Here is a 20,710-nt window from a genome sequence, read left to right on the forward strand (position 1 = left end):
TATACCACCACCACTCCCCCTACCGTTTTGTTTTGGTTGTTGGGGGGCTTGTTTTTTTTTTAGGCGGCGGGGGGGGGGGGGGGGGGGGGGGGGCGGGAAATCGGCCTGAACGGCCTCGTCCTCAAACGCCGGACGGGCTGGAAGCAGGGGCGCAGCCCCGCTTTTCAGGGGCGCGGGGAACTGCGCGACCAGCCATACGCGGCCCGCACCCGACGACGCACCCGCGGGGCCCGGGGCGGAGCCCCGGTGTGACACGGGGGTCGGGGGGCGGAGCCCCAGGGACGGGGCGTCGGCTTCGGGCGCCCGGTTAGACTCGGAGGCACATCCCTGCTGAACCGCCGGAAGGCAAACCGTGCCAGAAGCGTCCCCCGTCGCCCCCGACACCGTCCTGGTCGTCGACTTCGGTGCGCAGTACGCCCAGCTCATCGCCCGCCGAGTCCGCGAGGCCCGGGTCTACAGCGAGATCGTGCCGAGCACCATGCCGGTCGCGGAGATGCTCGCCAAGAACCCGGCGGCGATCATCCTCTCCGGCGGCCCCTCGTCGGTGTACGCGGAAGGCGCCCCCCGCCTGGACCGCGCCCTGTTCGAGGCCGGCGTCCCGGTCTTCGGCATGTGCTACGGCTTCCAGCTGATGGCGACCACCCTCGGCGGCACGGTCGACAACACCGGCGCCCGCGAGTACGGCCGTACGCCACTGCACGTCTCCAAGTCGGGCTCGACCCTCTTCGAGGGCACCCCGGACGAGCAGTCGGTGTGGATGTCCCACGGCGACGCGTGCAGCGCGGCCCCGGAGGGCTTCTCGGTGACCGCCTCCACGGACGTCGTCCCGGTCGCGGCCTTCGAGAACGACGAGAAGCGGCTGTACGGGGTCCAGTACCACCCCGAGGTCATGCACTCCACGCACGGCCAGCAGGTGCTCGAACACTTCCTGTACCGGGGCGCGGGCCTCACCCCCTCCTGGACCACCGGCAGCGTCATCGAGGAGCAGGTGGAGCTGATCCGCGAGCAGGTCGGCGACAAGCGCGCCATCTGCGGTCTGTCCGGCGGCGTCGACTCCGCCGTGGCCGCCGCCCTCGTCCAGAAGGCCATCGGCACCCAGCTGACCTGCGTGTACGTCGACCACGGTCTGATGCGCAAGGGCGAGACCGAGCAGGTCGAGAAGGACTTCGTTGCCGCGACCGGCGTACAGCTCAAGGTCGTGGACGCGGAAGCACGATTCCTCACCGCGCTCGCCGGGGTCTCCGACCCCGAGGAGAAGCGGAAGATCATCGGGCGCGAGTTCATCCGCGTCTTCGAGCAGGCGCAGGCCGAGATCATCGCGGACGAGGGTCCCGAGGTCGCCTTCCTGGTGCAGGGCACGCTGTACCCGGATGTCGTGGAGTCCGGCGGCGGTACCGGTACCGCCAACATCAAGTCCCACCACAACGTGGGCGGGCTGCCCGAAGACCTCGAGTTCAAGCTGATCGAGCCGCTGCGCAAGCTGTTCAAGGACGAGGTCCGGATGGTCGGCCAGGAGCTGGGCCTGCCGGACGAGATCGTCCAGCGCCAGCCGTTCCCCGGCCCCGGCCTCGGCATCCGTATCGTCGGCGAGGTCACCAAGGAGCGGCTCGACCTGCTCCGCGAGGCCGACGCCATCGCCCGCGAGGAGCTGACGGCGGCCGGCCTCGACCGCGACATCTGGCAGTGCCCGGTCGTGCTGCTCGCGGACGTCCGCAGCGTGGGCGTCCAGGGTGACGGCCGGACGTACGGCCACCCGATCGTGCTGCGGCCCGTCTCGTCCGAGGACGCCATGACCGCCGACTGGTCGCGCCTCCCGTACGACGTCCTCGCGAAGATCTCGACGCGCATCACGAACGAGGTCGCCGACGTCAACCGGGTCGTCCTCGACGTCACGTCGAAGCCGCCGGGCACCATCGAATGGGAGTGAGCCCGGTCTAGACCTGTGGCTCAGGTCCGCCTGAGAGTCCGCACCGGCTCTCCGGGCTTCCAGATCTCGACGACCAGATACGTGTCGTCCTCGACGTAGGTCCGTACGACCTCCGTCAGCTCGGTGCGGAAGAGGTGGAACGGCTCCGGCGGTTCCACCTCTTCGGCGTACCGGGCACGCTCCGCCGGGTCCTCGACCTCGACGGCCCGGCCCGCGATCCGTACGTCGCCGCCCGCCATCTCCGTGCCGGGACCCGGGTTCGCCTGCAGGGCGAAGCGCGGGTCCCGGCGCAGGTCCAGTGCCTTGAGCGAGTCCGGCATCATGCCGAGCCACAACTCCCCGTTCAGGAACCGGACTTCGAGTCCCGAGGTGCGTGGCGACCCGTCCTTGCGGAGGGTCGCCACGATGTGGTGCGTGAAGGCCGCGAACCGGTCCTCGACGGTCTTGGCGAGGTCCGGTTCCGCGGCGGTGAACGCTGCCCAGTTCGATGTCCTGCGAGCCGATGTCGTCCGAGTCATACGACGAGTCTTACGCCGATACCCGACATCTTCTGTCGCCTTTGCGGCGGCGGAGGGTCGGGTTCTCGGGGCGGACCGCTCAGATCAGCCCCGCCGAGCGCAGCCGCCGGGCCAGCCGGTCCTTCCGTATCACCTCCAGGCGCAGGAAGACCGCGAACACCGCGGCCATGGTGGCGCTCGCGGCGAGCGAGGCCCTCCAGCCCGCAGGGATCAGCAGCAGCGCCATGAGGGCCGCGCTGGCGGTCATGAAGACGGCCTTGCGGCGCCAGTCCAGGTCGTCGGAGAGCGCGTCGAACTCGATACGGGCCCTGAGCAGCCCGACCGCGGGCGCCACGTCCGGCAGCGGTTTGAGCGTGCCCGGGCGCATGCCCGGAGCGCGGCCTGCGGCGAGGCGGCCGAGGGCGGCCGTGCTGCGTTCGCGGGCCTCGGGGCGGGGGTCGCGGGTCAGGCGGACCTGAAGTGTCTGGCCGAGTCTGCTCGTCTCCTCGTACCGGAATCCGTACTGCACGGCGATGTAGGTGAGCGCGGCGAGGCGGCGGGGGGATCCGCCGAGGTCGTCCAGGACGACCACGTCGCGCGTGGCGATCTGTCTGAGCATGCCTGTGACAAGGCGCTCGTTTCTCTTCATGGGCGGGTGGGGGGTGCGGTCGCGGGACGCGGTCCGCGCAGCGTAGGGGGGTGACTGCGCACGGGGGGTCCTCCAGGGGGCGTCGGTGCAGGTGCCCGACCGAATAGTTGGCTCCGGACAGGCAGACCAGCGACCCCGTGCAACGGTTGTGCACTCTCTTCACGAACATCTCTGTTCTCCTGCGCTGACCGCCGGTAACTTCCCGCCCGTAAACACGTACGGAGTCCGTACCTCAGGGCTGGAGGACATATGCACGGGCCCACACCGCCCCTGCCGCTTCCCACCGACCGGCTGCGCTTCGCCATGCCGCCCATGCACGAGTCGCTCGACGACGAACGGCGGCACCGCAAGGAACGCCTCGCGGGCGCGCTGCGGCTCTTCGGGCGGCTCGGGTTCGAGGACGGGGTCTCCGGTCACATCACCGCGCGCGATCCGGAGTACAGCAACTGCTTCTGGGTCAATCCGTTCGGAATGCCGTTCAAGCACGTCACGGTCGGTGACCTGGTCATGGCCAACGAGGACGGGCAGGTGATCGAGGGCCGCTATCACGTGAACCAGGCGGCGTTCACCGTGCACGCCCAGGTGCACGCCGCCCGGCCGGACGTCGTCGCGGTCGCCCACTGCCACTCGGTGCACGGCCGCGCGCTGTCCGCGCTCGGCGACCTGCTCGACCCGATCACCCAGGAGAGCTGCGCGTTCTACGAGGACCACGCGCTGTACGACGCGTACTCGGGGGTCGCCGTGGACGCCGAGGAGGGGCGGCGGATCGCCTCCGCGCTCGGCACCCGCAAGGCGCTCGTGCTGCGCAACCACGGGCTGCTGACCGTCGGCGACTCGGTGGACGCGGCGGCCTGGTGGTTCCTGTCGATGGAGCGCTCGTGCCAGGTGCAGCTGACCGCGTGCGCGGCGGGCCGTCCCGTACTCATCGACCACAAGCAGGCGGTCGCGACACGGGAACAGCTCGGCGGGGACCTGGTGGCGTGGATCAACTACCAGCCGCTGTGGCAGGACATCAGCCGCAGCGAACCCGATCTCCTCAGCTAGCCCGATCTCGCCTGTGTCAGAAGTCCCGCAGCACCGCCGCTTTCGTCGTCGCGAACTCCTCGTCCGTGAGCACCCCGTCGCGGTGCAGTTCGCCCAACTCCCTGAGGCGGCGCAGGAGTACGTCGTGGTGGCCCTGCCGGGGCGGCTGCGGTACGGAGTCCTCGGCGGGTGCGGCCGGGAGGCTGGGCGGGTCGCCCTGGGCGTACTCGCCGGAACGGGTGGACGGGTGCGGGAGGCGGGCCATGACCGCGGTGGCGACCAGCGCCGTGAGCAGATCGCGGCGGGCACTGCCCCACAGGTCGAGGGCGAACGGGTCCTTCTCCGGCGGCAGTTTGGAGAACACCGAGTCGCGCGTCACGAAGCGCAGGAAGCCGTCCTCGTAACCGGAGTTGGGCAGCCACTCCACCTGGACCAGGTCCGGCAGCTCGATGATGCGCGGGCCTGTCGCGCGCTTCACCCGGTCCGAGGTGTCGCTCCAGTCGATACGCACCTGGGTGCCGTCGAAGGACACCGTGCCGTCGCTGGAACGGACCGAGACGGGGACGGGCGGGCCGGGCAGGAGGTAGGTTCTGGCCGGTTCCTTGGGGATCTCCTCAAGGAGCAGGGCGCGCCGGATCTCCTCGGCGACGTACTCGGCGACGCCCGAGCGGTCGATGTCCACCGTCAGCCGGTACGGGTCCGCGGCCTCGGGCAGGCGGCCCCCGGTCGCCTGGAGCAGCGGGTCGGCGCCCTCGCGGAGCCTCAGGCGCAGCCGGCCCCGTTTGCGTTCGGGTTCGTGGGCGACGCCCGCGACCGCTTCGAGGGGCACGGCGATCTCTCCGTACGTCTGCCGGAACAGCGGCACGGAGCGGTGCAGTCCCGGGGTGATCCGGACCGTGCTGCCGTCGAAGGCCCAGGTCCCGTCGCGCTGGATGATCTCGGCCATACGGGAATTCTCGCAGCCGGGTCAACACGGGGGTGGGCGGTTCACCCGCGCTGACCAGACCTGGCGGACGCGCGGGGTGTGGGGTACGGCACAATGCGCTGTCGTCGCGAGGCAGTTGTGCGGCTGTGCAGTTGTGCGGGGGTTGATTGTGCGACCGGCGGCCATGGGGCCGGTGGTCGTGCCACTGACCGTGGTGCGGCGGTGGCGTGCGAACGTGGCATATCGGCAGGGCGTGCGGTCGGTTCGGTGGGGCGTGCGGTAAATGAGGGTTCGACCCAATGGTCTGGAAGGCGGCAACGGGCGTGGCGGTGCAGGAGACTGGACAGGGCGCGGGGCGTGACGCCGGGCGCGGCGCCGGTCGGAGCGGGCACGAGGGGGGCTGCACCTGCGGCAACTGTCCGCACGGGGCGCGCGAGGGGCATCGGCGTGCCGTTGCCGAATTCCTTTCCAAGCGGGACGAATTGGCGTCCGGGCGGGGGCTGCCCGCGGCCGTCGCGTACTCGGCCGGGGCGTCGAGGCAGTGGGTGTCGGACGAGCTGACCCAGTCCGCGGACGTCGTCGCGGAGCGCGGGCGGGCCGAGGGCGAGGTCTGGCTCGGCCTGGTGTGGCGGCGAACCGTCATCGCCGTATGGGGAGTTGTCGTCGTCCTGCTGCTGGTGCAGACGCTCACCGCGATCGGGGCGGGCTGGACGGCCGCGCGGACCGCGGGGCTGGTGGCCGCGGTGGTCGTGAGCGGGCTGCTGACCGGGGCCTCGTGGTTCCACCGGGCGCGGGGCGGGGTGCTGGCGCCCGTCATCGGCGAGGACAACCGGCTGTCCACCTCCCGTGCCGTGGCGGTCGGCTGGGTGCTGTTCGTCGTCTACGCCGTGCTCGTGCTGGCGGGACGGCTGGCCGGCGCGTCCTCCCCCGACGAGCGGGACACCCTGATCGCCGGGCTCGAACTCGCGCGGGGAGCCGGGATCGTGACCGTGCTCGCCGTCGTGTGCGCGATCGCCGTGCTCGTGCGGCGGGTCGTGGGGCTGCGCGTCCTCGGACAGCGGTTGCAGAAGGTGCGGGCCGACCGGCCCCGGGCCGCGGACCTGCTCACCGACGACTCCGGCCGGGGCAGCTTCGCCGACATCCAGTACGTGGTCGTGGGCGCCGTCGCACTGGTCTTCGCGGCGGTCCGGCTGGCCCGGCGGCCCGAGCAGCTGCCCGATCTGCCGTGGGGGCTGGCTGTGATGGTCCTGGTGTCGGCCGCCACGTATGTCGCCGGGAAGTACGCGGAGGGTGGGCGGCCGGTGATCCTGTCGGTCGTGCGCTCGCGCGAGGCGGGGGATCTGGACGCGCCGATCAGGACCGGGGACGACATCGAGATCCGGGGCGCCGGATTCGTACCGCCCGGCGCACAGGGCGCGGACCGGCTGTCGCGGATGGTGGTGCGGATCGGGGCGGTGCATGTGCATGTGCCGCTGGTTCCGGTGCCCGGCGGGTTCAGCAACCCGTCCGACGCGGTGCTCACCGTGCCCGTGCCGGCGGATGTGGAGCCCGGACGGGTGGACGTACAGGTCGTCACCGCGGCGGGGCTGGAGACGAACCGGGTGGGCATCGATGTGACGGAGTGACCGCGGGCCCGGTGACGGAGCGACCGTGGCTCGCGGCGCCCGGCCCACGGCTCCCGCCCGCCACCACTCGCATGGACGTCTCGCCGGCGGGCGGCCCGCGGACGCGGATCCTCCGTTCCCGTACGGGCTCAAAAGGGATGTTCGGGGGGACCTGGTGAAAATTTGTGCGTCCGTTCTTGAGCGGGACCTCGTCGTCGTACGTATCGTCTGTTGAGGGGTGAACCGTTCGGCGGGCGAGAGGCGGCGGAGAGCGATGGCTCACGGCATGCGAATGGACACGCACTCCGGGTACATGGACGACGGCGGCGGTGACTGGCGGGACACCGCGACGCGGTACGCCCTCCTTCCGCTGCGGGTCTTCCTCGGCGTCACCTTCATCTACGCGGGAATCGACAAGCTGACCGACAGTGCCTTCATGCACGACGCCGGTGCCGGGTCGGTCGGCGACCTGATGCGGACGGTGCGCGACTCCTCGGCCATTCCGGCGCTCGTCGATCTCGCCCTCAAGAATCCCGTCGGCTTCGGCTACGCCATCGCCTTCGGTGAGCTCGCGGTGGGTATCGGCACGCTGATCGGTCTCCTCGCCCGTCTCGCCGCGTTCGGCGGCGCCCTGATCTCGCTCAGCCTGTGGCTGACGGTGAGCTGGGCGTCCGACCCGTACTACTACGGCAACGACCTCCCTTACCTGATGGCCTGGCTGCCGCTCGTGCTTGCCGGTGCGTCGGTGTTTTCTGTGGATGCGATGATTCGGGCTCGGCGTCGGCGCCGGACGAGCAGCGCCTATTAGGCGCTGCTCGTCCGACACCTCCGCCGGAGGCGTGTGACTGACCTGCGGGCCGGTGGGGGCTTGTCGCGCAGTTCCCCGCGCCCCTGAAGGGCGCACCTCTACTGGGCCGGGGTGTGGGTGGCCTCCTTGGATTCCTTGGACTCTCGTGTGAGCAGTGCGCGGCGTCGGTGGCGGCGGATTGTGTGGGACAGGGTGCCCGCCGCGGCTGCCAGGCAGAGGCCGGCTGTGACCAGGGGGATCACCACGAACCACGGGGTGTCCCAGGCGTCGCCCGCGTCTCCGGCGTAGACGACGCCCGTGAGGGTGAGGAAGAGGCCCGCGATGAGCCGGCCGGGCTGGAACTCATGACGTGACACGGGTGACCTCCGCCTGTCCGATGCCGACTTCGAGGGTGAGGTCGAGCGTGCCGCCGGCCTTGGCCTTGTCCGTGCTCTCTCCCGTGGGTCCCGTGGGGGAGAGCGTCACCTGCTTGTGCTTGCCCGGGGCCACGTCCACGTCCTGCTTGTCGTCGCCCGGCAACTGGATGTCGCCTACGCCCACTTCGATCACCAGCTTCACCGTGACGTCCTTGGGCAGGATCACCTTGAGCTGTCCCATCCCCACCTCGGCGTTCGTCGTCACCGTCCGGCCCTTGGCGAGTTCGATCCGGCTGAGGTCGAGCGTGCCGACGCCGGTGCCGAGGTCGTACTGCTCCTGTACGGCGGCGGCCGTGGCCGGTGTCCAGTCCGTACGCTCCCAGTGGGTGCTGATGTCCTTCGGCAGTGCCGCCGAGCACGCCAGGAGGCCCGCCGTGACGATGGCGAGGAAGATCGACCCCGCTCCGGTGCGCCCCCGGAACGCGCTGAGCGCGATGCCCAGGCCGAGCACGCCGAGCGCGCAGGCAAGGCCGGTCTGCAGGCTGGCGCCCAGCGCGCGGTCGTCCCAGGTCAGGCGCGTACCGAGCAGGCCCGCCACGAGGGCGAACAGGAACACCCGGCCACCGATCGAGCGGGGTCCTGGCGGCTTGGGCGCCCGGGTACGTATGTCCCGGACGTGGCCGCCGCCCTGCGCGATGGTGATCGCCGCCGCGATGTCGCGGTCACGCACGTCCTTGGGGCCCCACAGATAGCCCGTGCCGCCCACATACGTGCCGTCCTTGACGATGGGCTCGCGCCACCAGGAGGGGAACGAGCCGGGGACGGGCGGTGCCTGCGCCTCCGGCGGCGCATCGGCGACGGCCTGCGCGGCGAGCGGGTCGGGGTCCTCCGTGGCGCGCTGCCTCGACCAGTACCCGGCGCCCGCGAGGAGCAGCGAGAGCGTCGTCGCGAACGTCAGCACGCCGCTGTTGGTCAGCATGGAGAGGAACACACCGCAGCCGACCAGGGCGAACAGCACGCCCGCCAGCGCCTGGCCGTCGACCCGGCCGGTGAGGAGCTTGCGCACCTCGTTCTCGTCCTCGTCGTCGTTCGGGACGAAGAGCCAGGCGAAGCCGTAGAAGATCAGGCCGAGGCCGCCGGTCGCCGAGAGCACGGCGAGCACGATCCGGAAGATCACCGGGTCCATGTCGCACTGCCGCCCGAGCCCCGCGCACACGCCGCCCAGCATCTTGTGCCGCGGGTCGCGCCGGAACTTCCGCGGGACCTCGGGCACACCGGGCTCCCCGGGCGCGAGCGGGCTCCCCGGCGTGGGTGGCTCCCCGGGCGCACGCGGCTCCTCACCCGCGCTGGCCCGGGCGCCCGCCGCGGGCACGGTGTCCTGCGGCTCCGCCCCCGGGACTCCACCCCCGGACGGGCCGGAGCCGGGTCCCGGACCCGGCGCGGCGTGCTGGTGATCTGTCATGTGTCCATGGTGACGGCCGCGACGGCCGGACGGGAGTCGGTACGACCCTGGCCGAACCCTGAAATCGACCCTGGGCCGGACCCTCACGCGGTGATCAACGAGGGGGCTTCCGCGCCGATTCGGAGGAGATCCCCGTGCCGATTCGAAGATCAGGAGGGGTCTTTCGAAGATCAGGGGAGTCTAGGGGGTCGACCCTGATGCCCGGCGCCGTCCGGCGTGTGAACATCGATGGCATGCCGGAAGCCGCAACCCTGACCGTCGAGGACCCGCGGCCGCCGCGCAAGCTCTACCGCAGCAGTGACGGACGCTGGCTCGGCGGGGTGGCGCGGGGGCTCGCGGGCCATCTCGGGCTGCCCGTGATCTGGGTGCGGCTGGTCTTCGTCGGCCTGATGATGGCGGACGGCCTCGGCGCGCTGCTGTACGCGGCGTTCTGGTTCTTCGTCCCGCTCGGCATCGGCGGTGTGGACGCCGAGCGGCCCCCCGCCCTCGCCACCGAGACCGCGCCCGACGGCCGCCGCAGACTCGTCGCCCGCAAGCCCGACAAGGGCCAGATCGTCGCGCTGCTCGCCATGGTCGTGGTGGCCCTGATCTTCGTCGGCAATGTGGACCTGAGCGGCGGGGCCAAGGCCTACCTCTGGCCCACCGTTCTGGTGGGCGCGGGCGTCGCCCTGGTCTGGCGCCAGGCGGACAACGCGCGGCGGGCCCGTTGGATGGAGGTCGGCCGCCGCAAGCGCACGATCACCCTGCTCCGCTCCGCGGCCGGCGTCCTGCTCGTCGCCACGGGCGTCTCCGCGATCTTCGTCCTGCAGGGCTCCGCCGCCCACCTCGGATCGGTCCTCCAGGCCGCGCTCGCGGTCCTCGTCGGCATAGCGCTGCTCGCCGGCCCGTATCTCGTCCGCATGACCCAGGACCTCTCCGAGGAGCGCCTGATGCGCATCCGGGCCCAGGAGCGGGCCGAGGTCGCCGCCCACGTCCACGACTCGGTGCTGCACACCCTGACCCTGATACAGCGGAACGCCGAGAACGCGAACGAGGTCCGGCGCCTCGCCCGCGCCCAGGAGCGCGACCTGCGCAACTGGCTCTACAAGCCCGAGGGCACCGGCAAGGACGAGGACGACGAGCCCGGCACGCTCGCCGAGGCCGTGAAGCGCAACGCCGCCGAGGTGGAGGACAAGCACGGCGTCCCCATCGAGGTCGTGGTCGTCGGCGACTGCCCGCTCGACGACCGCATCGGCGCCCAGATGCAGGCCGCGAGGGAAGCCATGGTGAACGCGGCCAAGTACGGTGGCGAGGGCGGCGCGGTGCAGGTCTTCGCCGAGGTCGAGGGGAGGACCGTCTTCGTGTCGGTCCGCGACCGCGGTCCGGGCTTCGACCTGGATTCGATACCGGGCGACCGCATGGGCGTCAGAGAATCGATCATCGGCCGCATGGAGCGCAACGGCGGTACGGCGCGGCTGCGCGCGGTACCGGACGGCGGCACGGAGGTCGAGCTGGAGATGGAGAGGGCGGAGACATGAGCGACGCGAGCGAACCGACCGGAGCGGTCGGGCCGGACGCCGGCACGACCGGCGCGGGCACGGCCGGCGGCCCTGCCGCGGCGGCCGGTGCGGCAGGTTCGGCCGGAGCCGGTGCGCCGTCCGGGGCCACCACGGCCAACGGCCCGGCGGGCGCCCCCGATCCGGCGGGCTCCGGGCCCGGCCGACGCGTGCGCGTGGTTCTCGTCGACGACCACCGCATGTTCCGTACGGGGGTCCAGGCGGAGATCGGGCAGACCGAGCGGACCGGCGTCGAGGTGGTCGGCGAGGCCGCCGACGTCGACCAGGCCGTCACGGTCATCACCGCGACCCGGCCCGAGGTCGTCCTCCTCGACGTGCACCTCCCGGGCGGCGGCGGGGTCGAAGTCCTGCGCCGCTGCTCGCCGTTGATGGCGGACGCCGAGCAGCCGGTGCGGTTCCTCGCGCTGTCCGTGTCGGACGCCGCGGAGGACGTCATCGGTGTGATCCGGGGCGGCGCCCGTGGCTACGTCACGAAGACGATCACCGGCACGGACCTCGTCGACTCCGTCTTCCGCGTCCAGGACGGCGACGCGGTCTTCTCGCCCCGCCTGGCCGGCTTCGTCCTCGACGCCTTCGCCTCCACCGACGCCCCGCCCGTCGACGAGGACCTGGACCGCCTCACCCAGCGCGAGCGCGAGGTCCTGCGCCTCATCGCCCGGGGGTACGCGTACAAGGAGATCGCCAAGCAGCTGTTCATCTCCGTAAAGACGGTCGAGTCCCACGTCTCGGCGGTCCTGCGGAAGCTGCAATTGTCCAACCGGCACGAGCTGACGCGATGGGCCACGGCGCGACGGCTCGTCTGACGTCGTCCGACGTCAGGGCGCCTGCTGGAGCCGGGAAGAGCGGGACCGGGGTGTCAGTCGCCCTGATCCTCGGCAGCGGGAGCCGTTGTCCGCGGCTCGGCGGGTGCCGGTACCAGTGCCGGTACCCGGGGCCCCAACACCCGTACGGCCCACCGATAGTGCCGTACGGCCTTCACCACGCCGATCAGGCCGGTCAGCCAGAGGATGAAGCCGATGCCCATCACGAGCACCACGTCGCTGTAGGCGTCACGTCCGGGCCTCGCCTCCGCCGCCCCCGCGAACGACGTCCACAGTCCGAACGCGCCGACGGTGAGCGAGGAGAGCAGCCAGAAGAGACTCAGGCCGGAGGAGCGCAGGCGGTCGTCGGTGGGCGGATGGCTGTCCAACCGCAGCCAGGCGTCCAGAAGTTGGCTGATATGACGGTCCCGCCGGACGGCGAGAACGACCGCCACGACGGAGGGTGCCAGCGAGGCCAGACCGAGGACCGCGAAGAGCGGACCCAGGATGAACCCGGTGGGATCGCGCTGCTCAAGCTGCTGCAACGGCAGTACCAGCAGCGCCCATCCGATGATCGCCGCGACCGCCAGCAGCCACAGCAGCAGCACGCGGTGCACCCCGAGACTGCGTCTGCGCAACTCCTCCAACGCCCGCCCGCGGTCCGCCAGCAGCGCCGATCTGTCCGGCCAGCCGCTGATGTACGCGGGCGGCGGCGGAGGCGGCAGCGTGGGGCCGGGCATCGAATCCTTCGGGAGGGCGACGGCGAACCGGGCGGAACGGAACGGCGGAACGGGACGGAAGAGAGCGGGAGAGCGAGGCGGAACGGGGCCGAGCAGATCGCGACGCGGGGATCGCGACCGTGCGGTGCGGCATGTCGAACAGTGCCACGCCGACGCTACCCCGCCGCTGTACCCGCGCGATGCCCATCCACGCCAGTCCGACGCCCGAACGGCTTGAACTCCCCTGCGCTCTCCACCAATTCCTGCCTGCTCCACCAGCCCTTCCTGCCTGTTCGACCCATCCCCGTCTGCTCCGCCGACCCCTGCCTGCCCGCCGGTCGGCTCACGCCACGCGCGTGGCCCCCGCGAACGGCATCTCGTCGATCGGCGCCACCCGCACCGGCGCCGACGGATTGGGCGCGTGGACCATCTGCCCGTTGCCCACATACAGCCCCACGTGGCTGATGCCCGAGTAGAAGAACACCAGGTCGCCGGGGCGCAGTTCGGACCGCGACACACGTTGGCCCGCGTTGATCTGCGCGTACGTCGTGCGGGGCAGTTCGATCCCCGCGGCGCGGTACGCGGCCTGCATCAGCCCCGAGCAGTCGAAGGCGTCGGGTCCGGTGGCGCCCCACACGTACGGGCTGCCGAGTTTCCCGTACGCGTATGAAACCGCCGTCGCCGCACGGGAGTTGGGGGCGGTGGTCGACGCACCCGGGCCGCCGCCCAGGTCGCGCGGGCTCGCGGCGGAACGTGAGGCGCGGGCGGTGTCGGCGTCGTCGGCGCCGATGCGGGCCCGGTCCGCGTCCGACAGCCGCGACAGCAGATCCCGTGCCTCTCCCAGCTTCCCGGTGACGGTCGTCTTGTGCCGCTTCAGCTCCGCCTGCCGCTCCTTGAGCGAGGTGAGTTCGACGTGGGCGGCCCCGCGCAACTGCTCGATCTCGCGCAGCTGCCGTCGTACGCGCGACACGTTCGAGGCCTGCCTGCTGCCGGCCCGCTCGGCGAACGCGGCCCCGTCCAGGTACTGATCGGGATCGGAGGAGAGCATGAGCCCGAGCGCGGGGTCGATCCCGCCGTCCCGGTACTGCGCGGCGGCCAGTGAACCGAGCGCGTCCCGCTCGGAGTTGAGCCGTTCCGTCCTGCGCGCGGCCTCGTCCCGCAGGGTGTCCAGGCGGCCCCGCGTCTTCGTGGACTTCTCCTTCGCACCGTTGTACTTCTCGGTGGCGACCTCCGCCTCCTGGTACAACTTGTCGACCTTCGCCTTGACCTGAGCGGGTGTCAGCTCCGGGGCGGCGCTTCCCGTCCCCTCGAACCCGGTCGCGCTCGCCGCGCCCGCCAGCGCGATGGTGAAGGCGGTGCGGGCCGTACTTCCGCCGACTGAGCGCTGTCTCGGCTTGCGGTGCGCTGCCACGTGCGTTCCACGTCCTTCCGTACGGCCGCCGAGGAGTTGCTGCGTCCCGCGGCGGCGGCCCTCAGGGGCCGGTTGCACGTCCGGCGGCGGCCCGCACAGGGGGAGCGGGCCGCCGCCGGACCTTTCTCGGCGGTGGTGTCCGGATGCCGCCCTGACCCGGGCGGTGGTGGGGAGCCGGTCACCTGGTGAAGGACGCTAAACCTGGGACCGCGGCGGGGGTAACGGCATGTACGGAAGTGGTGGGACTCGGACATGAGCTGACCGGGTGCGACCGCGATCCGGCCCCGGGGCCGCCGACTTGACGTGGTGCGGTGACCGATGCGCGGGTTGTGGGGAAACGGGCGGCGACGCGGTGCTATGGGCTCAGCCGGGGGCCGGTGGGCGAGGCCGGGGGCGGTGCGTGGTGGTGCGGAGGCGTTTGGTTAGGGTCCGGGCTCATGGACGTACTCATTCATGTCTTCGTCGCCCTGCACATCATCGGCATCGCGTCCCTCCTCGGCGGCTTCCTCACGCAGCTGAGGGCCATGAGCGACGGCACGGCCCGCTTCAGCCCCGCCATGCTCCACGGCGCGCTGACCATGCTCGTCACCGGCGCGATCCTGGTCGGCCTCAACCAGGCCGACGACCAGACCGTGAACAACATCAAGATAGGCGTGAAGCTCGCCCTGCTGGTCGTGATCCTCGGCCTCGTGTACGTGAAACGGGACGAGGAAAAGGTGGAGAACAGCCTGTTCGGCCTGGTGGGCGGACTGACCACGGCGAACATCTTCATCGCGGTGCTCTGGACCTGAGCGGAGACAGGCTCCTGCTTCCACTCAGGTCTGCGAAAGCCCCTCAGGCCGGGCGCACCACGCTGTGGATCGGCATGTAGAAGATCGACTCCTCGCGGACGTACGCCCCCGGCTTGGGCGCGTGGATCATCATTCCGTCGCCGACGTAGATGCCGACGTGGCTGATGTCGTCGTAGAAGAAGACCAGGTCACCGGGCTGGGCGCTGTTCACGGAGACCGTCGTGCCGGCCTTGACCTGGTCCCAGGTGGTGCGCGGGAGGGTGACGCCGGCGGCCTTCCAGGCGGCCTGGGTGAGCCCGGAGCAGTCGTACGAGCCGGGGCCGCTCGCGCCCCAGACGTACGGCTTGCCGACCTGGGCGCGGGCGAACGCGAGCGCCTTGCCGGCCTTGGCGGTGGAGGCGGCGGAGTCGGACCCGGAGGTCCCCGACGTCCCCGGGGCGCTCCCGGCGCCCGTGGAGGTCCCGGTGCCCTGTGCCGCCTCCTGGCGCCGCCGCTCGGCGTCGGCCGCCTGCTGCCGGGCCAGCTCGTCCGCCTTGCGCTGGGCCGCTTCCTGCTTCTGCCGCTCGATCGCGGCGAGCCGCGCCTTCTCCTCGGTGGTCAGCTTCGAGAGGAGGTCGCGCGCCGTGGCGAGCTTCCGCTGGACGTCCGCCTTGGACGTCTTGAGCGAGCTCTGTGTCCTGGTGAGCGTCTCCAGGCTCTCGGACGCCTCCTGCCGCTTCTCCGTCGTGGCGGTCTGCTGCGTCACGTAGTCGTCGACGGACTGCTTCTGGCGGCTGGTCAGCCGGTCCATCAGCTGGGTCTGGTCGAAGTAGTCCTGCGGGTTGTCCGCGAGGAGGAGGGAGGCGGTGTCGGGGGCGGCGGCCCCGGTGCGGTACTGCGCGGCGGCGAACGTACCGAGCTCCTCGCGCGCGTCGTTGAGCTTCTCCGTGCGGCGCGCCACGTCGTCGAGGAGGGTGTCGACGCGCTTCTTCTGCTTGGTGGTCTTCTCCTTGGCCGCGTTGTACTTCTCGCCGGCCGTCTCCGCCTGACGGTAGAGGTCGTCGACCTTCTTCTCGACTTCCTCGAGACTCGGCCTGGGCTCCTCGGAGGGGGCCGCGTTCGCCGTCTGGGAGAGAAGGGCCACCGAGGTCAGGGCCGCGGTGGCGATGGCCGGAGTCCGTATGCCCATGGAACTGGGGGGCCGGGCCCTGCGGTGTGGCGCCACGAGGGCGTCTCCTTCCGTCGTCCGCCTACCGAGTTAGCTGTCGGGTTCGGGCGGGTGCTCCGGAAGGTTTGCCCTACGGTCCGTTTCCCCGAAGGGAGTTGGACCGATTCACCCCATGGTCGGTGGGTCCCCGGCTCCGTCGGCCACGAGGGCGTACCGGACTCGGCGGAGGCCGCTCGGCCCGGCGTGTTCGCCGGTGCGGGTCGTGCGGCCCACATAAAAGTTAGCTAATTCCTGTGGCCCCTGTGAAGTTTGATGCGCGTTATGCCCGATACATTTTCGTGACCTTAGCTTTGGGTTCCCCGCTCCCGGGTTAATTCGGAAGGGTGTGGGGTGAGTTGTCCGCCCCTTGGGGGCGCGGGGAACTGCGCGACCAGCCACAGCCGACCCACACCCGAAACACGGCGTTCCGGGTTTCCGGCGAAGCCGCAGGTAGACCGCTTGGTCGCGGACCGTCAGAGGTCACCTCCGGAGGGTGACGGGGCCCGTTGCGGGCGGCCCCGGAAGACCTCGGCCCCGCGGAGTTGCCGAGGTGGCGGCACGCTGTCAGTGGGGGCGCCTAGACTCGGAGAGCGATGAGCAGCCTCTTTGATGACAGCTTCCTGGCGGACCTCAAGCCCTCGCAGGCCCACGAGGAAGAGCCCCCGCCGCCGCCCGAGGACGAGACGCCGGATGCGGAGCCGGTTCCGGACGATTTGTTCGGCGGTCGGTTCGACGTGCCGCCGAGCCGGGACGGGTACTACCGTGACGGCGCCCCCCGGCCGCACGTGGACCCGGCCGCGCTCCTGGACGGGCTGAACGAGAACCAGCGCGCGGCGGTGGTCCACCACGGCTCGCCGCTGCTCATCGTGGCCGGCGCCGGCTCCGGCAAGACCCGTGTGCTCACGCACCGCATCGCCCACCTCCTGGGCGAGCGCAGGGTGCATCCGGGCCAGATCCTCGCGATCACGTTCACGAACAAGGCCGCGGGCGAGATGAAGGAGCGCGTCGAGCAGCTCGTCGGCCCGCGGGCCAACGCGATGTGGGTGATGACGTTCCACAGCGCGTGTGTGCGGATCCTGCGGCGCGAGTCGAAGCAGCTCGGCTTCACCTCCTCCTTCTCGATCTACGACGCCGCCGACAGCAAGCGCCTCATGGCCCTGGTCTGCCGTGACCTGGACCTCGACCCCAAGCGCTTCCCGCCCAAGTCGTTCAGCGCCAAGATCTCGAACCTGAAGAACGAGCTGATCGACGAGGAGGACTTCGCCGCCCAGGCCGCCGACGGCTTCGAGAAGACCCTCGCCCAGGCCTACGCGATGTACCAGTCACGGCTGCGCGAGGCGAACGCGCTGGACTTCGACGACCTGATCATGACGACGGTCAACCTCCTGCGCGCCTTCCCGGACGTCGCCGAGCACTACCGCCGCCGCTTCCGGCACGTCCTCGTCGATGAGTACCAGGACACGAACCACGCGCAGTACGCACTCGTCCGCGAGCTCGTCGGCACCTCCGAGCACCCCGTGGACGTACCGCCGAGCGAGCACGACCTCCCGCCGGCCGAGCTGTGCGTGGTGGGTGACGCGGACCAGTCGATCTACGCCTTCCGCGGCGCGACCATCCGCAACATCCTCCAGTTCGAGGAGGACTACCCGAACGCGACGACGATCCTGCTGGAGCAGAACTACCGCTCCACGCAGACGATCCTCACCGCCGCCAACGCGGTCATCGAGCGCAACGAATCGCGCCGCCCCAAGAACCTGTGGACCAACGCGGGCGCGGGCGCCCAGATCACCGGCTATGTGGCCGACACCGAGCACGACGAGGCCCAGTTCGTCGCCGACGAGATCGACCGCCTCACGGACGCGGGCGACGCGAAGGCGGGCGACGTCGCGGTCTTCTACCGTACGAACGCGCAGTCCCGTGTCTTCGAAGAGGTCTTCATCCGCGTCGGCCTGCCCTACAAGGTCGTCGGCGGCGTCCGCTTCTACGAGCGCAAGGAGGTCCGCGACGTCCTCGCGTACCTGCGCGTGCTCGCGAACCCCGAGGACTCCGTACCGCTGCGCCGCATTCTCAACGTCCCCAAGCGCGGCATCGGCGACCGCGCCGAGGCGATGATCGACGCGCTCTCCCAGCGCGAGAAGATCAGCTTCGCGCAGGCGCTGCGCCGCGTCGACGAGGCGTACGGCATGGCGTCCCGCTCGACGAACGCCGTCAAGAAGTTCAACACGCTGATGGAGGACCTCCGCACGATCGTCGAGTCGGGCGCAGGCCCGGCGACGGTCCTTGAGGCGGTTCTCGAACGGACCGGCTACCTCGCCGAGTTGCAGGCCTCGACCGACCCGCAGGACGAGACCCGCATCGAGAACCTCCAGGAACTGGCCGCCGTGGCCCTGGAGTTCGAGCAGGAGGCCGGCGAGGGCGAGGCACCGGGAGGGCTCTCCGCCTTCCTGGAGCGGGTCGCGCTCGTCGCCGACTCCGACCAGATCCCGGACGAGGAGGAGGACGGCTCCGGCGTGATAACGCTGATGACCCTCCACACCGCCAAGGGCCTCGAATTCCCCGTGGTGTTCCTGACCGGCATGGAGGACGGCGTCTTCCCGCACATGCGCGCGCTCGGCCAGACCAAGGAGCTGGAGGAGGAGCGCCGGCTCGCGTACGTCGGCATCACGCGCGCGCGGGAGCGGCTGTACCTCACCCGGTCGTCGATGCGCAGCGCCTGGGGCCAGCCCTCGTACAACCCGCCGTCGCGTTTCCTGGAGGAGATCCCGGAGACGCATCTGGAGTGGAAGCGCACGGGCTCCCTGGGCCCGGTGGCCTCCGGTCCGGCGTCCGGCGTGGCGGCCTCCCTGTCCTCCTCGCGCTCCCGCTCGGCCGCCTCGGGCGCGTCCGGTTTCGCCACCCGGCGCGGCGCCACGGACAAGCCGGTGGTGTCGCTCGCGGTCGGGGACCGGGTCACGCACGACCAGTTCGGCCTCGGCACGGTGGTCGGCGTGAAGGGCACGGGGGCGAACGCGGAGGCGACGGTCGACTTCGGCGAGGAGAAGCCGAAGCGGTTGCTGCTGCGGTACGCACCGGTGGAGAAGCTGTAGCCCTGGGGGGCTCCCCCTCGGGGGACGGCCCCCAGTAGTGGGTCACAGCGGGTGGGTCAGGTCGAGGTGCCCGGGCTACGTCGGGTCGATGCCGTGGCTGCGCAGCCACGGCAGGGGGTCGATCGCCGAGCCGCCACCCGGGCGCACCTCGAAGTGGAGGTGCGGACCGGTCGAGTTGCCGGAGTTCCCGGAGTACGCGATCGGGTCCCCGGCCTTCACGACGGCACCCGAGGCGACCTTGTACGTGGAGAGGTGGCAGTACCACGTCTCCGTACCGTCCTTGGCCGTCACGATGACCATGTTCCCGTACGCGCTGTTCCACTGCGTCCGGACGGTCCCGTCGGTCGCGGCCATCACCGTCGTGCCGTACGAGACCGGGAAGTCGATGCCGGTGTGGACGGACATCCAGTTGATGCCGGCCTGTCCGTAGTAGGCGCTGAGGCCGTGCTGCGCGACCGGCAGCGCGAACTTCGGCCGCAGCCGCTCCTTGCGGGCCGCCTCCGCCGCCGCCTTCTGCTTGTCGGCGGCCTGCTGGGCCCTCAAGTCGATACGTTCCTGCGTACGGCTCGCCCGGTCGGCGAAGTCGTCCGCGTCCGCGGAGAGGTTCTCCAGCTGGGTGTCCAGCTGGTTGTTCGCGGCCGCGGGCTTCACGGTGTTCGTGTCGGGCGCGGCGGCCGTCGTCTGCACGTCGTCGTTGCTGCTGCTTCCGCCGGTCACGGACGCGGCGGCGATTCCGGCCACGCCCATCACACACGCCGAGGGCACGGCGACCGTCAGCAGCGCGGAACGCTTCGGCGGGGTGCGGCGGCGGGAACGGGGCGCGGAACGGCCGGCCGCACGTGACGCGGAGCGGCCGGCCGGGGCGGCGGTGGCGACGGAGGTGGTTTCCTCGACGTCGTCGAAGGGAGCGGGTTCGTCGTGGGAGTGGCCGTGGCCACTGGTACCGGAGTCCGCGTCGGCGTCGTCGGAGGGGGTGAACTCGCCTTCCGCGGTGGCCTGTTCCTCGTACGGGACCTGCTCGAAAGTGGTGGTGGCCTGCTGGTCGTACGACTCGTGGTGGTCGTAGGCCTCGTGGTGGTCGTACGACGTGTGCGCGGCGGCCGGCGTGTGCTGGTCGGCCGGATACGACTCGTGCTCGGCCTGCGCCTGCTGGTGGAGCTGGGGCTGGACCTGGGTCCGGTTCTGCTGGTTCTGGTCGCCGCCGTCCGAGTTCCACGCCGTCGCGTCGTACGTGCCGGTCTCGAAGGTCGGCGCGGTCCACTGCTGGGTGGGGTCGACCGGATCGGCCTGGAGCCAGGCGTTCGCGTCCCACTGGCCGGTGCCGTCCGGGCTGCCGGCCTGCGTCGGGATCTCGCCGAGCTGCTGGTAACCGGAGTCCTGCCAGACACCGCTCGTGTCATAGCTGCCGGTCTCGAACGCGGCGTGGTGCTGGGCCGCGTACGGGTCGTAGTTCAGCGTCTGGTGACTGCCGGTGCCCCACTGGGTGGCGTCGTACGAGCCCGTGCCCGCGCCGCTGCCGTCGGTTCCGCCGGCGTTGCCGTGGCTGTTGCCGGGGAGGTCGCCGAACAGGGGGTCGGTGTCGAAGGTCGTCGTCGCGTAGGCGCCCGTCGTGTCGTAGCTGCCCGTCGCGCCGTACATGCCGGTGGCGTTGGCATCAAAACCGGTGGCGGGGTAGCCGTCGTACGTGGTGAAGTCGCCGTACTGGACGCCCTGTTCGCCATAGGACGCGTAATGCGCCGAGGCGGCCTCGGGAGCCGGAGCCGGGGGAGTTGCGGTCCCCGACGGGTGACGGTCGTTCACCAACTTCTCTTTCGCCTCGACGACAGGGGCTGGCAGAGCAGTGCGGCGACTGTACCCGGCGGTACGAGGGCGCGACAATCTTCGGCGGCTTTCCTCCTCTCAGGAAACGG

The 20,710-nt window shown here is 71.1% G+C and carries 18 protein-coding genes and 1 riboswitch; of the genes, 9 read left to right on the top strand and 9 right to left on the bottom strand.

What is annotated here, in order from left to right; all coding sequences use genetic code 11:
* Window positions 1–352 precede the first annotated feature (352 nt).
* Window positions 353–1,927, top strand: a complete 1,575-nt coding sequence (gene guaA / locus ACFWXQ_RS30545; protein WP_383957023.1) for a glutamine-hydrolyzing GMP synthase — start codon at window positions 353–355, stop codon at window positions 1,925–1,927.
* Between the two features lie 20 nt (window positions 1,928–1,947).
* Here the strand turns inward: guaA and ACFWXQ_RS30550 are convergent, their stop codons facing one another.
* Both ACFWXQ_RS30550 and ACFWXQ_RS30555 read right to left on the bottom strand, forming a co-directional pair.
* Window positions 1,948–2,445: a pyridoxamine 5'-phosphate oxidase family protein gene (locus ACFWXQ_RS30550; protein WP_384095584.1), complete on the bottom strand. Its 498-nt coding sequence runs from the start codon at window positions 2,443–2,445 to the stop codon at window positions 1,948–1,950.
* A 79-nt stretch (window positions 2,446–2,524) separates the two neighbouring features.
* Window positions 2,525–3,043, bottom strand: coding sequence for a hypothetical protein (locus ACFWXQ_RS30555; RefSeq protein ID WP_383957016.1), 519 nt, complete (start codon window positions 3,041–3,043; stop codon window positions 2,525–2,527).
* Between the two features lie 279 nt (window positions 3,044–3,322).
* On the opposite strand from ACFWXQ_RS30555, the gene ACFWXQ_RS30560 reads away from it, so the two are divergent.
* Window positions 3,323–4,117, top strand: coding sequence for a class II aldolase/adducin family protein (locus ACFWXQ_RS30560; protein ID WP_384095587.1), 795 nt, complete (start codon window positions 3,323–3,325; stop codon window positions 4,115–4,117).
* A 16-nt stretch (window positions 4,118–4,133) separates the two neighbouring features.
* On the opposite strand, the gene ACFWXQ_RS30565 is transcribed toward ACFWXQ_RS30560, so the two are convergent.
* Window positions 4,134–5,042, bottom strand: coding sequence for a DUF4429 domain-containing protein (locus ACFWXQ_RS30565; RefSeq protein WP_383957053.1), 909 nt, complete (start codon window positions 5,040–5,042; stop codon window positions 4,134–4,136).
* Window positions 5,043–5,344: 302 nt separating this feature from the next.
* On the opposite strand from ACFWXQ_RS30565, the gene ACFWXQ_RS30570 reads away from it, so the two are divergent.
* On the top strand, window positions 5,345–6,646 hold the full coding sequence (locus ACFWXQ_RS30570) for a hypothetical protein (protein WP_383957050.1): 1,302 nt from the start codon (window positions 5,345–5,347) through the stop codon (window positions 6,644–6,646).
* 265 nt (window positions 6,647–6,911) lie between these two features.
* Entirely contained in the window at window positions 6,912–7,433 is a 522-nt protein-coding gene (locus ACFWXQ_RS30575) for a DoxX family protein (RefSeq protein ID WP_384095596.1), read from the top strand.
* Between the two features lie 98 nt (window positions 7,434–7,531).
* Here the strand turns inward: ACFWXQ_RS30575 and ACFWXQ_RS30580 are convergent, their stop codons facing one another.
* Entirely contained in the window at window positions 7,532–7,789 is a 258-nt protein-coding gene (locus ACFWXQ_RS30580) for a hypothetical protein (RefSeq protein WP_383956027.1), read from the bottom strand.
* The gene (locus ACFWXQ_RS30585) at window positions 7,776–9,251 is read right to left on the bottom strand and encodes a PspC domain-containing protein (protein ID WP_383956024.1); all 1,476 of its coding nucleotides are present in this window, start codon (window positions 9,249–9,251) and stop codon (window positions 7,776–7,778) included. The genes ACFWXQ_RS30580 and ACFWXQ_RS30585 overlap by 14 nt, the downstream gene beginning before the upstream one ends.
* A gap of 233 nt (window positions 9,252–9,484) precedes the next feature.
* On the opposite strand from ACFWXQ_RS30585, the gene ACFWXQ_RS30590 reads away from it, so the two are divergent.
* Both ACFWXQ_RS30590 and ACFWXQ_RS30595 read left to right on the top strand, forming a co-directional pair.
* Complete coding sequence (locus tag ACFWXQ_RS30590) at window positions 9,485–10,768, top strand: PspC domain-containing protein (RefSeq protein WP_383956021.1); 1,284 nt, start codon at window positions 9,485–9,487, stop codon at window positions 10,766–10,768.
* Window positions 10,765–11,610: a LuxR C-terminal-related transcriptional regulator gene (locus ACFWXQ_RS30595; protein WP_383956018.1), complete on the top strand. Its 846-nt coding sequence runs from the start codon at window positions 10,765–10,767 to the stop codon at window positions 11,608–11,610. Before ACFWXQ_RS30590 ends, ACFWXQ_RS30595 begins: the two co-directional genes overlap by 4 nt.
* 53 nt (window positions 11,611–11,663) lie before the next feature.
* On the opposite strand, the gene ACFWXQ_RS30600 is transcribed toward ACFWXQ_RS30595, so the two are convergent.
* Both ACFWXQ_RS30600 and ACFWXQ_RS30605 read right to left on the bottom strand, forming a co-directional pair.
* A complete protein-coding gene (locus tag ACFWXQ_RS30600) occupies window positions 11,664–12,347 on the bottom strand; it encodes a hypothetical protein (RefSeq protein ID WP_383956016.1) in 684 nt (227 codons plus the stop codon).
* A gap of 322 nt (window positions 12,348–12,669) precedes the next feature.
* On the bottom strand, window positions 12,670–13,737 hold the full coding sequence (locus ACFWXQ_RS30605; protein WP_383956013.1) for an NlpC/P60 family protein: 1,068 nt from the start codon (window positions 13,735–13,737) through the stop codon (window positions 12,670–12,672).
* On the opposite strand from ACFWXQ_RS30605, the gene ACFWXQ_RS30610 reads away from it, so the two are divergent.
* On the top strand, window positions 13,738–13,926 hold the full coding sequence (locus ACFWXQ_RS30610) for a hypothetical protein (protein ID WP_386269592.1): 189 nt from the start codon (window positions 13,738–13,740) through the stop codon (window positions 13,924–13,926). It begins immediately after the preceding gene.
* A 248-nt stretch (window positions 13,927–14,174) separates the two neighbouring features.
* Window positions 14,175–14,528, top strand: a complete 354-nt coding sequence (locus ACFWXQ_RS30615) for a hypothetical protein (RefSeq protein WP_364191467.1) — start codon at window positions 14,175–14,177, stop codon at window positions 14,526–14,528.
* A gap of 43 nt (window positions 14,529–14,571) precedes the next feature.
* On the opposite strand, the gene ACFWXQ_RS30620 is transcribed toward ACFWXQ_RS30615, so the two are convergent.
* Window positions 14,572–15,732: an NlpC/P60 family protein gene (locus tag ACFWXQ_RS30620; RefSeq protein WP_383936668.1), complete on the bottom strand. Its 1,161-nt coding sequence runs from the start codon at window positions 15,730–15,732 to the stop codon at window positions 14,572–14,574.
* A 6-nt stretch (window positions 15,733–15,738) separates the two neighbouring features.
* A riboswitch (cyclic di-AMP (ydaO/yuaA leader) is annotated at window positions 15,739–15,910 on the bottom strand.
* A 397-nt stretch (window positions 15,911–16,307) separates the two neighbouring features.
* Here ACFWXQ_RS30620 and pcrA point away from each other — a divergent pair.
* A complete protein-coding gene (gene pcrA / locus ACFWXQ_RS30625; RefSeq protein ID WP_383936670.1) occupies window positions 16,308–18,800 on the top strand; it encodes a DNA helicase PcrA in 2,493 nt (830 codons plus the stop codon).
* Between the two features lie 75 nt (window positions 18,801–18,875).
* Here the strand turns inward: pcrA and ACFWXQ_RS30630 are convergent, their stop codons facing one another.
* Window positions 18,876–20,600, bottom strand: a complete 1,725-nt coding sequence (locus ACFWXQ_RS30630; RefSeq protein ID WP_383936672.1) for a M23 family metallopeptidase — start codon at window positions 20,598–20,600, stop codon at window positions 18,876–18,878.
* Window positions 20,601–20,710 lie beyond the last annotated feature (110 nt).

It is taken from the genome of Streptomyces sp. NPDC058697, assembly GCF_042715345.1.
Classification (GTDB): Bacteria; Actinomycetota; Actinomycetes; order Streptomycetales; family Streptomycetaceae; genus Streptomyces; species Streptomyces liliifuscus.